This is a genomic window from Serratia sp. X3, from assembly GCF_014982455.1.
In the GTDB taxonomy this organism is placed as follows: Bacteria; Pseudomonadota; Gammaproteobacteria; order Enterobacterales; family Enterobacteriaceae; genus Serratia; species Serratia ureilytica.
Window position 1 is genome coordinate 1,957,941 of the sequence record NZ_JADCNB010000001.1, and the last position, 14,179, is coordinate 1,972,119.

A 14,179-nucleotide genomic window follows, 5' to 3' on the forward strand; every position below is an offset into this window, starting at 1 on the left:
TCATGCGAAATTTACAACCCTTTGTTTAATCAACGAGATAAGCCGCATAAGGTCTGTTAATCCCACCGTTTGAAGAGTAATCTTCCGCTCCCTGAACGTCCGATTTGCCTCCTCTCGTGTAAAGCTTGGTCGACTTTTATCCCACGTATAAATGTTGTAAACATGTTGCACAAAGGTGGCGTTATTGCACTACCTTACTAAAGCCGGACCAACCGGATAAATGTATAAAAAAGAGCCACTTCAGAGCTCACGACTTCACTAATGACAGGTAAAACAGGACATCATCAGATGGTAGATCACTCTAAAATAGCGACTGATGCGACGCCCGCTTCAGAAGATCATCTACGGCGAAACCTCACTAACCGACATATTCAACTGATCGCCATCGGCGGCGCCATCGGCACCGGTCTGTTTATGGGCTCCGGTAAAACCATCAGCCTAGCAGGCCCTTCGATCATCTTCGTGTACATGATCATCGGCTTTATGCTGTTCTTCGTGATGCGCGCCATGGGCGAGCTGCTGCTGTCCAACCTGGAATACAAATCGTTCAGCGATTTCGCCGCGGATCTGCTCGGCCCGTGGGCCGGCTTCTTCACCGGCTGGACCTACTGGTTCTGCTGGGTGGTCACCGGCATCGCCGACGTCGTGGCGATCACCGCCTACGCCCAGTTCTGGTTCCCTGAACTGTCGCAGTGGATCGCTTCGCTGCTGTGCGTGCTGTTGCTGCTCGGCCTTAATCTGGCGACGGTGAAGATGTTCGGCGAAATGGAGTTTTGGTTTGCGATGATCAAAATCGTCGCCATCGTCGGGCTGATCGTCGCCGGGTTGGTGATGATCGCCATGCAGTTCCAGTCGCCGACCGGTACCGTGGCCTCATTCACCCATCTGTGGAATGACGGCGGCATGTTCCCGAAAGGCATCAGCGGTTTCTTCGCCGGCTTCCAGATCGCGGTATTCGCCTTCGTCGGCATTGAACTGGTGGGCACCACCGCCGCGGAAACCAAGGATCCGGAGAAGTCACTGCCGCGCGCCATCAACTCGATTCCGATCCGCATCATCATGTTCTACGTGTTCGCCCTGATCGTCATCATGTCGGTGACGCCGTGGAGCTCCGTGGTGCCGGACAAGAGCCCGTTCGTTGAATTGTTCGTGCTGATTGGCCTGCCGGCCGCGGCCAGCGTGATCAACTTCGTGGTGCTGACCTCCGCCGCCTCCTCCGCCAACAGTGGGGTGTTCTCCACCAGCCGCATGCTGTTCGGGCTGGCGCAGGAAGGCGACGCGCCGAAATCGTTCGCCAACCTGTCCAAGCGCGCGGTGCCGGCCAACGGCCTCACCTTCTCCTGCATCTGCCTGCTGGGCGGCGTGGTGCTGATTTACCTGATCCCGAACGTGATGACGGTCTTCACCCTGGTAACCACCGTGTCGGCGATTCTGTTCATGTTCGTCTGGACCATCATCCTGTGTTCGTATCTGGTCTACCGCAAACGGCGCCCGGCGCTGCACCAGAAATCGATCTACAAAATGCCGGCCGGCAAACTGATGTGCTGGGTGTGCATGGCGTTCTTCGTGTTCGTGTTGGTGCTGTTGTCGCTGCGCGAAGACACCCGCCAGGCGCTGATCGTCACCCCGCTGTGGTTCATCCTGCTCGGCCTGTCTTACGTGTTCCTGCGCAAGAAGAAAACCGCGTGATGCAAAAAGGGGCGGATATCTCCGCCCCTTTGTTCTCTCTTGCCTTTGCGCTAATCCGCTTCCGTCGCCACCGCCGCTTTCTCCTTGCGCCGTACGCGCAACTCGCTGACCACCACCCCGATCACAATCAACGCGCCCCCCAACAACGCCACGCCCGGCAAACGCTCACCGGCAAGCCGCCCGACGATGCCCGCCCAGACCGGTTCGCCGGCGTAAATCACCGTCGCGCGCGTGGGTGAAACGCTGCGCTGCGCCCAGTTCATGGTCAGCTGAATCAACGCGCTGGCCAGCCCCAGCCCTATGGCGCTGTACAGCAGGTAATCCGAATACGGCGGCGGCGACTCGCCGGTCGGCGCCATCATCAAAAATGAGGCCAGTGAGGCGGTCGCCAGCTGCACAATGGTCACCCGGCGAATATTCACCTTGCCGGCGAAGGCGCCGATCAGAATGATCTCTGCCGCCATACCCAGCGTGCCGGCCAGCGTCAGAATTTCGCCGAGGCTCAGCGACATGTCCGTACTGCTCGGCGCCGCCAGCAGCATCAGGCCGGTAAAGGCCAGCAGAATACCGATCCACGACATGATGCCGGGGAACCGCCCCAGCACCAGCCATTGCAACAGCGGCACGATCGGCACGTACATGGCGGTGATGAACGCCGATTGGCTGCTAGTGATGGTCTGCAGGCCAACGGTTTGCATGCTGTAGCCGAACATGATCGCCAGCCCGATCAGCACGCCCGCCTTCAGTTCATACAGGGTCAGGCCGCGCAGCACGCGCAGCGAAAACAGCGTCAACGCCAGCGTGGCGGTGGCGAAACGCAGACCGACGAAAAAGAACGGCCCGCTGACTTGCATCGCGTGATGCACAGCCAAAAAGGTGCCGCCCCAGATCATGGTGATGAAAATCAACACCGCTTCCGGCAACCTGATTTGCGGAACCACGGCGGAAATAAAGGATTTTTTTGCTGCTGACACCGGCTTGCCCTTCCTGCTGAGTGCAATATAATGCACAGATCCTGCCAGTATGAGATAAAGTCCGGCGATGAGCAATACGGCGCATAACGCGAAAACCGATCCCCCCAAAGTGCTGCAGTACCTGAGCAGCAATCTGCGCGGCTACCGCCAACAGGCGGGCCTGAGCCAGATGGCGCTGGCCGAACTTTCCGGCGTCAGCCGCCGCATGCTGGCGGGCATCGAGGCCGGCGATCGCAACGTCAGTCTGGCGGTACTCGACAAGATCGCCGCCGCCCTGACGATTTCGTTCACCGATCTGATCCAGGCGCCGGAAGCGCGCGGCAGCCACCTGGTGGGGGAACTGGCCTGGCAAGGCGCGCAACCGGGCAGCCAGGCGCTGTTCGCCGCCAGCGTGCCGGCGCGCCAACGGGCCGAGCTGTGGGAATGGACGCTGATGCCGGGCGAGCGCTATGACTCCGCGCCGGACGCCGAAGGCTGGAGCGAAATCATCTACGTGATTGCCGGCACTCTGACGCTGGAACTGGAACAAGGCACGCTGACGCTCAGCGCCGGCGCCACGCAAACCTTCAACAGCGATCAGCGCTACGCTTACGCCAACCACGGCGATCGCCTGCTGTGCTTTATCCGCAACGTCGCCTTCTGACTGCCCGCCGGCCCGCGCCGACGGCGGATGTCGTGTCGCTGTCGTGCCGCTGTCGTGGCGCCGCTACCCCGCGCCTCCTACACTGGATGACAGTGACAGCGAACTCGGGAGTGCACCATGCAAAAGTACCGCATCAGACCATTACGCCTGGAAAAAGGCTGGTCGCAGGAACAGTTGGCGGCCATCGCCGGCCTCAGCACCCGCACCGTACAGCGGATTGAAAACGGCGAACAGGCCAGCCTGGAAACCTTGACCGCGATCGCCGCCGCGCTGGACGTGCAGGTCAGCGATCTCAACGCGCCGCCGCAAACACCGCAAGAGGAGACGCCTGAGGCGCAGCGCCTTCGTCGCCAGGTTGCGGCAGAGGGCAAGCTGCTGAGCATGGCGGTGCGTTTCGCCTTCATCGGCGCGATATTGCTCGCTGTCAACGTCTTTACCCACCCGCACTATCTCTGGGCGCTATGGGCGATCGGCGGCATGAGCCTCGCGCTGATCATGCGGGCGGTGCGCACCCTGCTGCTGCGCAACGTCTTCAGCCGCTGGCAGGAACAGCGGCTGGCGCAAAAACTCAGGCGCCTGCCGTGAGCGTTAGCCACTCGGCCAGCCGGGCCAACGCGCTGCCCGGCACGATAGGCTGCGGCGACAACAGGTAATAGCCGCTGCCGTCGGGCGTAAAACCGAACGGCGCGCTCAACAAGCCGGCGGCCAGATCGTCTCGCACCTGCAGCCATGAGCCGATTGCGATGCCAAGGCCTGCTACCGCGGCCTGCAGGCTGAAATAGAAATGGTCAAAGCGCTGTTCCGGATGCCCCGCCAATGTCACCCCCTGCTGATGCGCCCAGTGCCGCCAGGCATCCGGCCGGGTCGCGGCATGCAGCAGTTTGGCGCCCGGCCGCAAAAGCCGCCGCCCGTCCACAGAGGCCGTCAGCCTCGTCAGCGCCTCGGGTTGGCACACCGGCCCGACCTTTTCATTGAACAGCGCCAGGCTATGCGTCTGCTTTCCCCAATCGAAGTCATTGCGCCGGATCGCCGCCGTGATGCCGTCATGGAATGAAAACGGACCGCCGCCCGCCACCAGCTGTAAGTTGATGTCCGGGTGCGCCCGCTGAAAAGCCGGCAAACGCGGGATCAACCAACGCATCAATAAGGTCGGTTCACAGGACAAGACCAGCGGCGCATTGAGCGCCTGCTGGCGCAGCTCCAGCGCAGTATGGTCCAGAATGCCGAAGGCCTGCTGTGTCGCCTGAAACAGCTTGCGCCCCGCCGCCGTGAGCAGTACCCGCCGATGGCGGCGCTCAAACAACGCCACGCCCAGTTCCTCTTCCAGCGCCCGCACCGCCCGGCTGACGGCGCCGTGCGTCAAATTCAGCCCCTGCGCCGCCTGTGTAAAACTTTCCAGCCGCGCGGCGGCCTCGAAGCAGCGCAGCCCGCCCAATGGCAACGGCCTGCCGGTTTTGCGTGAGTTTTTCTCACCGATACTGTCACTATTCATCGTTTGTCACCGAGAAAAATTACTCTTATAAATCAGCCACTCTATTGATAAACACCGCAAGGATAACTATGACTGAACTCATCGCTGTCGTCACCATTACTTTACTCGCTGTAATCAGCCCCGGGCCGGATTTCGCCATGGTCTCGCGCAACAGCCTGCTGCTCTCCCGCCGCGCCGGCATCTTCACCGCCTGCGGCATCGGCGCGGGCGTGCTGATCCATGTTAGCTATACGCTGATTGGCGTCGGCGTGTTGATCCAACAGTCGCCCTGGTTGTTTAACCTGCTCAAAGGCATCGGCGCCGCCTACCTGATCTACCTCGGCTTTACGCTGCTGCGCAACGCAACCCATCACGACGCCGTGCCCACTACGACGCCGGCCGCCATCAGCGATCTCGCCGCCCTGAAAACCGGCTTTCTCACCAACGCGTTAAACCCGAAAACCACCATCTTCATCGTCAGCCTGTTCATGCAGGTGGTCTCTCCCCACACGGCGCTCAGCGTACAGATCGGCTATGGCCTCTTTATCGCCGCCGTCCATGTATTCTGGTTCGCCGCCGTCGCGCTGCTGTTTTCCGCGCCGGGCGTCAATGCGCGCTTTTTGCGTTTGCGCCGCGGCATCGATCGCACCTTTGGTGGGCTGCTGATTGTCTTTGGCGCCCTGTTGGCGATCGCCGGCATCAGGTAACGCCGCGACGCCAAGTTCGTCATTCGCTTCTATGCTTATCAGGGGTTTTTGTTAATCATCTGAGCGGGAGTACGAAACATGACGAAACTGTTGGTGCTTTATTACTCAATGTACGGCCACATCGAACGCCTGGCGCAGGCGGTGGCCGAAGGGGCGAATCGGGTCAATAACGTGGACGTGACGGTCAAACGCGTGCCGGAAACCATGACGCCGGAAGCCTTCGCCAAGGCCGGAGGCAAGCAACACCAGCAGGCGCCGGTCGCCACCCCGCAAGAGCTGGCGGACTATGACGGCATTATTTTCGGCACGCCGACCCGCTTCGGCAACATGGCCGGACAAATGCGCACCTTCCTCGATCAGACCGGCGGCCTGTGGGCCTCCGGCGCGCTGTACGGCAAGGTGGGCAGCGTCTTCTCCTCCACCGGCACCGGCGGCGGCCAGGAACAAACCATCAGTTCGACCTGGACCACGCTGGCGCACCACGGTTTCATCATCGTGCCGATCGGCTATGCGACGCAGGAGCTGTTTGACGTTTCACAGGTACGCGGCGGCACCCCGTACGGCGCCACCACCATCGCCGGCGCCGACGGCTCGCGGCAGCCGAGCAACGAAGAGCTGACCATCGCCCGCTATCAGGGCGAGCACGTGGCGAAAATCACCGCCAAGCTGAAAAGTTAAGCGCCCTCCCATCCCCGTGATTCAAAGGGCCGCGCATTCGCACGGCCCCATCTTGTTGCCGACCCGCCGCAAGGTTAGAATGCCCTTCCCCCGGCCATTCAGCGTCTGAAGGCCAGGCCCGAATTCGTTCTGCCCGTCGCTCATCGGCTTTCAGCCCGAGGACGGGCGTTCTGTTTTTTGCGCACAGCGAAGGGAATAAGTCAGTGTCTAAAGATTTTGATGAACTAATAAGAGACATGGATCTTATTATTGAAAATGTAGACAGCTTCAAAGCTCTGGCTCCGCGCGCGCCCGAGCCGGCCCCGGCCCCGCCGCCGCCGGTTCATCACTACGACTCGTTCTGCGAAAACATCGCGTTGAAAGTGGTATTGAAGGTGCTGCTGTCTTCGGTGGACAAGATAGTCAAAGTGCAGATCGCCAACAAGGTCGAGCAAGAGATCGCCCAGATTGAGCAGCAGGTGGTGCGCGCCGGCGGCGGGCCGGTGTCACCGGACGATCTGGCGCAGATGACGCACTACGTTCGCCGCACGGTCAACGACCTGCTGGAATAGCGTTCTCCCCCTCCACGCCATGCGTATTCGGCGATATGAATTTTTACGTTATTTTTATATCGCCTGCTTTATGCTTGATACACTTCAATAAATTGACGCATCGTCGGCGGGTACTCCGAGCAACAGCATGGTCAAAACCAAACAAATCCTGGTCGTTATTCATCTTTGCAGCTTTTTAGTCCTTCTTTACAGCCTTTCAATGATCCCGCCTCTGTTGATGGGCCTGCTGTATAAAGAAAAAAGCGCCTTCTCGTTTTTCTATACCCTGGTGCTCGCCGCCACACTCGGCGGATTGGGCTGGTTCAGCACCCGGCAGTCGAAAGTGCAGTTGCGCACCCAGGACGGTTTCCTGATCATCGTCATGTTCTGGCTGTTGTTTTCCGCCATCAGCGCCCTGCCGCTGTGGTTGGATGACACGCTGAACGTCCGTCTGGTGGACGCGATGTTTGAGGGCGTCTCCGGCATCACCACGACCGGCGCCTCGGTGCTGAACGACGTCTCCAACGTGCCCAAATCATTCCTCTACTATCGCTCGCAGCTCAATTTTATCGGCGGTCTGGGGGTTATCGTGTTGGCGGTGGCCGTGTTGCCGCTGCTGGGCATCGGCGGCGCCAAACTTTATCAATCGGAAATGCCCGGCCCATTCAAAGAGGAACGCCTGACACCGCGGCTGGCCGACACCTCGAAAAATCTGTGGCTGATTTATCTTGGACTGGGGCTGGCCTGCACCGTCGCCTTCCGCCTGGCGGGCATGCCGTGGTTCGATGCGTTGTGCCACGGCATCTCTACCGTCTCGCTCGGTGGATTCTCCACCCGCAATGAAAGCCTGGGATACTACGACAGCTCGGCGGTGGAAATGGTCGGCGGCATTTTCTCTGTTCTGGCGGCGGTGAACTTCACGCTCTATTTCGTCGCCGTCGGCCGCCGCAGCCTGAAACCGCTGTATCGGAACCCCGAGTTGCGCTTTTTCCTGTTGGTGCTGGCCATCGTCGTGGCGATCGTGTGCGTTGAGCTGTATCGCTCGGGCATGTACGGCGTCAAGGACGCCTTCGTGCACGGTTTTTTCCTCACCAGTTCGATGATGACTGACAACGGTCTGGCCATCGCCGATTACACCCAAATTCCGTCCCATACCATCATGCTGCTGCTGGCGGCGAGTTTCTTCGGCGGCTGCGTCGGCTCTACCTGCGGCGGCATTAAAGCGCTGCGTTTTCTGATCATGTACAAGCAAAGCCGGCTCGAGATCAACCAGCTGGTGCATCCTAACGCCATGTACACCATCAAGGTCGGTAATGCGCCGATCCAGGATCGGATGCTGCGCTCCGTTTGGAGCTTTTTCTTCCTCTACGTGCTGTTCACCTGCCTGTTTATCTGGCTGCTGAATCTAATGGGCTATGATCTGGTCACCGCCTTCGCCACCGTCGCCGCCTGCATCAATAATATGGGGCTAGGATACGGAGAAACCGCCGCTGGCTTCGGCACGTTGAACGACGCGGCGAAATGGCTGATGTGCGCCGCCATGCTGCTCGGGCGCCTCGAGATCTACCCGATGCTGATCCTTTGTTCACGCGCGTTTTGGCGTTTTTAAGCGGACAAGCCCGGCATGAAGCCACCGTTTCGCTCGGTTATCGCTGACACATTCACAACATAAATGTGTTGCATTGTTGTATTCGTTTCACTGCGATAAGTTTAATTTACTGTAAATAAATACAGTACTTTTTAACTTATTGAGGATATGAATATGCGCTTTAACAACAAGATGTTGGCCCTGGCCGCCCTGCTGTTCGCCGCACAGGCATCAGCCGAGACGCTCGAATCCATCGACAACTGCGCGGTTGGCTGCCCGACCGGCGGCAGCAGCAATGTCTCGATCGTGCGTCATGCTTATACGTTGAACAATAACAGCACCACCAAATTCGCCAACTGGGTGGCCTATCACATCACCAAAGACACGCCGGCCAGCGGCAAGACGCGCAACTGGAAAACCGACCCGGCGCTCAATCCGGCAGATACCCTGGCCCCTGCCGATTACACCGGCGCCAACGCGGCGCTGAAGGTCGATCGCGGTCATCAGGCGCCGCTGGCCTCGTTGGCCGGCGTTTCCGACTGGGAATCGCTGAACTACCTGTCCAACATCACGCCGCAAAAGTCCGACCTGAACCAGGGCGCCTGGGCGCGGCTGGAAGATCAGGAGCGCAAGCTTATCGATCGCGCGGACATCTCTTCGGTCTATACCGTGACCGGGCCGCTGTATGAACGCGATATGGGCAAACTGCCGGGCACCCAGAAAGCGCACACCATCCCCAGCGCCTACTGGAAGGTGATTTTCATCAACAACAGCCCGGCGGTGAACCACTATGCCGCTTTCCTGTTCGACCAAAACACGCCGAAGGGCGCCGATTTTTGCCAATTCCGCGTGACGGTGGACGAGATCGAGAAACGCACCGGCCTGATCATCTGGGCTGGTCTGCCGGACGACGTACAGGCTTCACTGAAGAACAAGCCCGGCGTTCTGCCGGAGTTGATGGGCTGCAAAAACTGACGCAAAAACCCGCTTCGGCGGGTTTATTTTTACTCGGGCATCAAACGGCGCTCACTCCGCCAACGCCATCACGATTACACTCGCTCATCCGCCGCTACAATAAATTGGTGAAAACGTTCGATTTCCAATTTACGCATGGCGTTCATTTTATGCTGGCTGACGGTTTTCTCGGAAATGCCCAACGCCTTAGCGACGCCGGTATTCGGTTTTCCCGCCAGCAGCATGGCCAACACCGAAAGCTCGCGCGGCGACAGGCTCTGCCCTTTGCAGCTCGCGGTGAACATTTTTATCGCCTCAACAAACGTCGTAAGACCGATGTTTTTTTTCAGACAGTTAAAATTCGCCAGTCGCGGCGTTTCCACGCCGGTTAAGACGATCGTATTGTCAGGCCTGTCGATAATATGCGATAAGAAATTCATAACCCGACAGATAGACGAGAAAGAGACGATAACCACTTCTGCATGACAATACATGGCATGTAATCCACGGCGTGCAGATGAATGCAGCCCCATAACTTCAACGCCTTCCAACGACATTAAGATCTGCGATATGCCATAGAATAAATAGTAATCATCAGAAAATATAGCCACTCGCACAGGCTCACCCCATTGCTATTTGTCATGGGCGCGTTTTTAACAACGCCCCCATGGCAGTCATGTCAATTAACTTTATTGGTTCGACTTATTTAAGTGAAGAACATAATGAGATCAGTAATGCGGACAGCGATGAAAGATATTTTTCATCCAAATTCATAATACCATCTTCACTGTATTTCACGTTATTATCTAGAATTTCATGAATACTCTCGACGGCGCATACGGCATCCTTCCAAACTACGCGCCGACCGAAAGGCGAAGCGCCGAGATATTGCGCGCTTTGGCGAAAACCAACGATAAAGTCGCGCAATATATCGAGCACAATCAATACTTCCTCCCTGCTGACACACCGCTTCATTTGCACTTTATCCAGGAAAACGCTGAGCGTGCTTTGTAAGGAAAACAGGTTCTTGAACAACCCGCCGGCGATATCCTTCGGTGTTTTCACGCTGGTTGATATGACAAAAGGGAGCTCTCCATGCTGCGAGATATATTGATAAAGCCCATTTATCGCCGTCGTCGGCTTAATATCCAAACCGCGAAGAATGACGTCAACCTCATCTTTTAGCGATTTTTCCACTTTGACACCGATCTGGATTTGTTCCGTCATACAATTCATCCTCAACATAGAGATCCGGATTAAACACCAATATTATTCAAGCAAATAATATTCGCCACCAATTACCATGTTAAGATTTTTCTTATATGTGGCAACCTGTTTTTTATTATTAAAAATAACAAAAGAATTATTTATATATAATGTTAAGCGTAGCCGATGTGTTAATTCCCCCGCTGCTCATTGCGGTGGGGTTGTAAGGATAATAATAGGCCGCCATGCCGATGGAAAATTGCGCATCCAAGGCATTGCCGGTTCCCACGTGAAATAATGAAGTCGCCGCGCCTGGCGTCACGCTGGAAAGCGACAGCGTGATGGGATTATTCGGCGAAGCCATCTTGACCAGCCGGATACCAATGCCTTTTGCCGCCTCAGCGCTTTTATCAATCAAAACCGTATTATCCGAAGACAACAGATTATTGCTGGATAAAAACATATTGATATCCCGATCGGCCGTACCGCCGCTTTGCCGATTCTGGCAGCTGAAATTCAGCGTAAAGGGCGTCAGGCCATTTTGCGCCCCCTGAGTAATCTGTGATATCCCCAGCGTCGGCAACTTCACCGCCAGGCCGGCATTGTCGAAAGTGCAAGTCGTCATCTTGGGCGCATACTTGATGGTCATCGGCTGTCCGTACATGTCTCGCTGATCGTAAGGCCAATTGAAGCCGTTGAGCAGCCAGGTCAAGATCTTCACCAACTGCTTGGCGGGCCACAAAATGATCTCCAGCAAAGACATCCCGCTCAGATCGGTCACGAACATCACGTCCTTAAGGCTAATCGTGTCGCCGGGTATCGATGTGCCCGTCTTGCTGACCAGACTGAAACGAATATTCATCGACTGATTCAATTCCGAAGCGGAATGCGATCCCCAACCGCTAAGTTTTTTGTTGGCGATGTCGTTGGTTATTTCCGCGCGTACCCAATATTTACCGTTGTTGAATCCCAGAATGGTCGCCTTTGTGCTGTCGGTTGACAGGATGCGCGTATAGCCGAATTCGCTGCTCGAGGTTGAACAACTGAATGAACCGCTGTATTGCGTATAAAAACTGCCTTCCCAAACCGGTGTCTTATCGCTGAGCTTATCCGACAAATCGACGTAGATAGGCGGCGCATATTGGATGCCGTTGCCGTAGCATGAAGCGTAGCTGTAACCGCTGAACAATAGGGACAGGGTCAGTGCGAGTATCCTGAGCATGGTGTAATTATCCTTTTATCGACATGTGTTGGCTGCGCTGTCCATCGAGATTTTCGGGCGTTCAATCTTGCAGACACCGTCATTCAGCCTGACTTCCAGCGACGTTGGCTGCTGCTCCACCCGCAGATACAGGACGCTGGCCTGCCCGACGAAGCCAATGGCATGCCCGCTTTGATCCGCCACCTCCGCACCAAATGGCAAGGGCTTATTGCCGCGCTTAAAGGCGCGCAGCGTATAGGGCCGACGCTGGTCGGTTTCGAATCTCAAATAGTTGACGGCGCCGGCGTAGGGCACGCTGTTGGCGATATTGCCGACGATCTCGGCGCCGGAGCTGTTGCCGGTATCCGACAATGTCACGGAGTTTTGTCGGTAAGGCGTGGCGTAAGGCACCAAAGCCAGCCCTTCGTCGTTAGTGACGATGCTCTCGTCGCCGTTCACCATCAGCCCTTTGGCCTTGGGCGCGTCCACCACCATCATGGTGTTGCCCATTTCGTTGGACGCCAGCAAATGCCAAGGGATCGCCACCAGGCTGCCGCGGGCGCTCATGCCCAACTGTCGATAGTCTGATGATTCACTGTAGGAGCCGCCGACGGTCGTCGCGTTGGCGCGATAGGCGGCATTCACGCTCGCCATGCTGTTGCCGCCGCTTTGATTGCTGCCGGCCAGCGCATAACTCAGACGGTTTGATTCCAGCGCATTGCCGCTCAGGCTCAGCGAGCTTTGCTGATAGTGCGAATCGGTGGCGGATAAGCTGGTGCTGAGATAGGCATTGTTGTCGAACATCGACAACGGCACGCTCAAAGAGAGATAAAACCGCGTCTCTTCTTTGCGATCGGAATTTCTCACGCGACTCGCGGAAATGTTGTAACTGACGCGCGCGAAGGCGTTTGAATACCCGAGCTGGTATTCCCGGCTTTTATTCGTATCCGACCAATAGTCGCGCTGGGTGCCGGAGAAATAGAGCGTGCCCCACCCGTCTGCAAGCCTCTGATTCAGGTTCAAATTGAAGGTATTGCGCGGACGAGCGGAGCGAACGGCGTCCCAGGTATTCAAATCCAGCGGGGCAAGCTCATCGTCATCCCGATCGTTCCAATAATCGTGAAAGCGCTTGTCACGCTCGCGGTAGCCTTGATGGGTGTAGATGGCATCGTTGAAACTGTAATAACCTTTGGTCGAATAACGGTATGCCGCCAGCGTGAAGTTGGTTGCGGTAGCGTCCAAAAACTTGCTGTAGGCGATCCGAAAACTTTGCCCATTCTCATTGCGATCCTGCAAATGCGTCGAGGCTTGAGTTACATCGATGGATACCGCGCCGAACGGCAGATTCCAGCCACTGCCCAGCAGCCAGGCGCGATAATCGTCGCTGAGGATCGTACCGGCGTAACCGGTGACCAGATTATTGAAGCCGTACTGCAGCGTGCCCTGCACGAAAGCGGGCGCATAGTCGGTATCCGCCTGATTGACCTTACCGGCCACCAGGCCGTATTTGCTGACGCCCTGCTTCAACATGTTGGGAACGGCGGAAAACGGCACGGTAAAGGATTGTTCCCGCCCGTCGGCTTCCCTGACCACGACCAACAGATCCCCCGCGGAACCGGTCGGCAATAGGTTGTCCAGCGTAAAGGCGCCCGGCGGCACGTTCTCCTGATAGATGAGGTTACCGTTTTGCAATACTTTCACCAGGGCATTGCTCTGCGCCACGCCCCGCACTATCGGCGAAAAGCCCTGCTGCGAATTGGGCCGCATGTTGATATCCGAGGCTAAAGCGCCGCCCCGCACCCGAATCGAGTCGAACAGATCACCCGGCGAATAGAAATCGCCCATCGTCAGGTTCGATTTGATGGCGGCGAAGCCACGCTGCACATAGCGAGTATTATTTTGCCAATCGCTGCCTTGCCGCGAACTGCTGCGGAAATTGCTGCTGTCTCTGAATTGCCAACCCGCCAGATTGACCCCCGATTCCAAACCGGTATAGAAATCGTCGTTTGACGCCTTATCGCCCTGCAACGACTGCACGTGGTAATAGGTGGCGTTATAGGCCAGCAGCAGCGCAGGCACGCCGCGATCCCAAAATTTGGCGTCAACATAGCCGGCCTCTGCGCGAATCACTCGCGACTGAGGCACCGTCAGCTTAAGGCTCAACGTCCCCACATCGAAGTCCGCCCTTCCTCCTTGCACCAACGTTTGGACGGGGATCGGCCCCTTGTCCACCCCGGTGGACAAACGACTCATATCGATGCCCAACAGGGCGGCGTCACGATAGGCGATGCGAATATCGCCTTTATGTTCACCGAACTGCAACGAGAACCGCCCTTTCCAACTTTGGTTGACATACACGTCGACCGTTTGCGTGCCTGCCGGCATGTCATTATTGAGGTAAAAACGCGACAGATCGGATTCGCTGGACGCGCCGGCCAATAGAGAAGTGTCGAATTTCATCGCCGATGCTTTATTTAACGGTATGAATACAGATGCGGTCAGTATCGAAAGCAATTTTAGTTTAAGCTTCATGGCCGT

14 protein-coding genes are annotated in these 14,179 nt (G+C 57.0%); 8 read left to right on the forward strand and 6 right to left on the reverse strand.

Annotated elements, in window-relative coordinates; genetic code table 11:
* Positions 1-288 precede the first annotated feature (288 nt).
* On the forward strand, positions 289-1,689 hold the full coding sequence (gene cycA / locus IMX17_RS09515) for a D-serine/D-alanine/glycine transporter (RefSeq protein WP_033642613.1): 1,401 nt from the start codon (positions 289-291) through the stop codon (positions 1,687-1,689).
* A 50-nt stretch (positions 1,690-1,739) separates the two neighbouring features.
* On the opposite strand, the gene IMX17_RS09520 is transcribed toward cycA, so the two are convergent.
* Positions 1,740-2,663: a DMT family transporter gene (locus tag IMX17_RS09520; protein ID WP_046899214.1), complete on the reverse strand. Its 924-nt coding sequence runs from the start codon at positions 2,661-2,663 to the stop codon at positions 1,740-1,742.
* Between the two features lie 67 nt (positions 2,664-2,730).
* On the opposite strand from IMX17_RS09520, the gene IMX17_RS09525 reads away from it, so the two are divergent.
* Positions 2,731-3,306, forward strand: coding sequence for a helix-turn-helix domain-containing protein (locus IMX17_RS09525; protein WP_193549684.1), 576 nt, complete (start codon positions 2,731-2,733; stop codon positions 3,304-3,306).
* A 117-nt stretch (positions 3,307-3,423) separates the two neighbouring features.
* Positions 3,424-3,891, forward strand: a complete 468-nt coding sequence (locus IMX17_RS09530) for a helix-turn-helix domain-containing protein (RefSeq protein ID WP_193549685.1) — start codon at positions 3,424-3,426, stop codon at positions 3,889-3,891.
* On the opposite strand, the gene IMX17_RS09535 is transcribed toward IMX17_RS09530, so the two are convergent.
* Positions 3,875-4,798: a LysR family transcriptional regulator gene (locus IMX17_RS09535; protein ID WP_193549686.1), complete on the reverse strand. Its 924-nt coding sequence runs from the start codon at positions 4,796-4,798 to the stop codon at positions 3,875-3,877. The genes IMX17_RS09530 and IMX17_RS09535 overlap by 17 nt on opposite strands.
* A gap of 68 nt (positions 4,799-4,866) precedes the next feature.
* Between IMX17_RS09535 and IMX17_RS09540 the strand changes: the two genes are divergently transcribed.
* The 5 genes from IMX17_RS09540 (at position 4,867) to IMX17_RS09560 (ending at position 9,255) form a co-directional block, all read left to right on the forward strand.
* Positions 4,867-5,484, forward strand: coding sequence for a LysE family translocator (locus IMX17_RS09540; protein ID WP_193549687.1), 618 nt, complete (start codon positions 4,867-4,869; stop codon positions 5,482-5,484).
* A gap of 78 nt (positions 5,485-5,562) precedes the next feature.
* Positions 5,563-6,162, forward strand: coding sequence for an NAD(P)H:quinone oxidoreductase (gene wrbA / locus IMX17_RS09545; protein ID WP_046899209.1), 600 nt, complete (start codon positions 5,563-5,565; stop codon positions 6,160-6,162).
* Between the two features lie 236 nt (positions 6,163-6,398).
* Positions 6,399-6,713 (forward strand): hypothetical protein, encoded by a 315-nt coding sequence (locus tag IMX17_RS09550; RefSeq protein ID WP_016928271.1) that lies wholly within the window; start codon positions 6,399-6,401, stop codon positions 6,711-6,713.
* A gap of 127 nt (positions 6,714-6,840) precedes the next feature.
* Positions 6,841-8,301 carry a TrkH family potassium uptake protein gene (locus tag IMX17_RS09555; protein ID WP_046899208.1) on the forward strand — a complete coding sequence of 487 codons (1,461 nt, stop codon included), beginning with the start codon at positions 6,841-6,843 and terminating at the stop codon, positions 8,299-8,301.
* A 153-nt stretch (positions 8,302-8,454) separates the two neighbouring features.
* Positions 8,455-9,255, forward strand: coding sequence for a DNA/RNA non-specific endonuclease (locus IMX17_RS09560; protein WP_033650698.1), 801 nt, complete (start codon positions 8,455-8,457; stop codon positions 9,253-9,255).
* Between the two features lie 74 nt (positions 9,256-9,329).
* Here IMX17_RS09560 and IMX17_RS25450 read toward each other — a convergent pair whose 3' ends face one another.
* The 4 genes from IMX17_RS25450 to IMX17_RS09580 all read right to left on the reverse strand — a co-directional run bounded on the left by IMX17_RS25450 (position 9,330) and on the right by IMX17_RS09580 (position 14,173).
* The gene (locus IMX17_RS25450) at positions 9,330-9,845 is read right to left on the reverse strand and encodes a LuxR family transcriptional regulator (protein WP_080280843.1); all 516 of its coding nucleotides are present in this window, start codon (positions 9,843-9,845) and stop codon (positions 9,330-9,332) included.
* A 91-nt stretch (positions 9,846-9,936) separates the two neighbouring features.
* Positions 9,937-10,461, reverse strand: coding sequence for a hypothetical protein (locus IMX17_RS09570; protein ID WP_049866670.1), 525 nt, complete (start codon positions 10,459-10,461; stop codon positions 9,937-9,939).
* Positions 10,462-10,597: 136 nt separating this feature from the next.
* A complete protein-coding gene (locus tag IMX17_RS09575; protein ID WP_046899207.1) occupies positions 10,598-11,662 on the reverse strand; it encodes a fimbrial protein in 1,065 nt (354 codons plus the stop codon).
* Positions 11,663-11,677: 15 nt separating this feature from the next.
* Complete coding sequence (locus tag IMX17_RS09580) at positions 11,678-14,173, reverse strand: fimbria/pilus outer membrane usher protein (protein WP_046899206.1); 2,496 nt, start codon at positions 14,171-14,173, stop codon at positions 11,678-11,680.
* Between the last annotated feature and the right edge of the window lie 6 nt (positions 14,174-14,179).

Coding starts and splice junctions, on each gene's coding strand:
- cycA (WP_033642613.1), top strand. CDS start 289: ATGGTAGATCACTCTAAAATAGCGACTGATGCGACGCCCGCTTCAGAA.
- IMX17_RS09525 (WP_193549684.1), top strand. CDS start 2,731: ATGAGCAATACGGCGCATAACGCGAAAACCGATCCCCCCAAAGTGCTG.
- IMX17_RS09530 (WP_193549685.1), top strand. CDS start 3,424: ATGCAAAAGTACCGCATCAGACCATTACGCCTGGAAAAAGGCTGGTCG.
- IMX17_RS09535 (WP_193549686.1), bottom strand. CDS start 4,798: ATGAATAGTGACAGTATCGGTGAGAAAAACTCACGCAAAACCGGCAGG.
- IMX17_RS09540 (WP_193549687.1), top strand. CDS start 4,867: ATGACTGAACTCATCGCTGTCGTCACCATTACTTTACTCGCTGTAATC.
- wrbA (WP_046899209.1), top strand. CDS start 5,563: ATGACGAAACTGTTGGTGCTTTATTACTCAATGTACGGCCACATCGAA.
- IMX17_RS09550 (WP_016928271.1), top strand. CDS start 6,399: ATGGATCTTATTATTGAAAATGTAGACAGCTTCAAAGCTCTGGCTCCG.
- IMX17_RS09555 (WP_046899208.1), top strand. CDS start 6,841: ATGGTCAAAACCAAACAAATCCTGGTCGTTATTCATCTTTGCAGCTTT.
- IMX17_RS09560 (WP_033650698.1), top strand. CDS start 8,455: ATGCGCTTTAACAACAAGATGTTGGCCCTGGCCGCCCTGCTGTTCGCC.
- IMX17_RS09570 (WP_049866670.1), bottom strand. CDS start 10,461: ATGACGGAACAAATCCAGATCGGTGTCAAAGTGGAAAAATCGCTAAAA.
- IMX17_RS09575 (WP_046899207.1), bottom strand. CDS start 11,662: ATGCTCAGGATACTCGCACTGACCCTGTCCCTATTGTTCAGCGGTTAC.
- IMX17_RS09580 (WP_046899206.1), bottom strand. CDS start 14,173: ATGAAGCTTAAACTAAAATTGCTTTCGATACTGACCGCATCTGTATTC.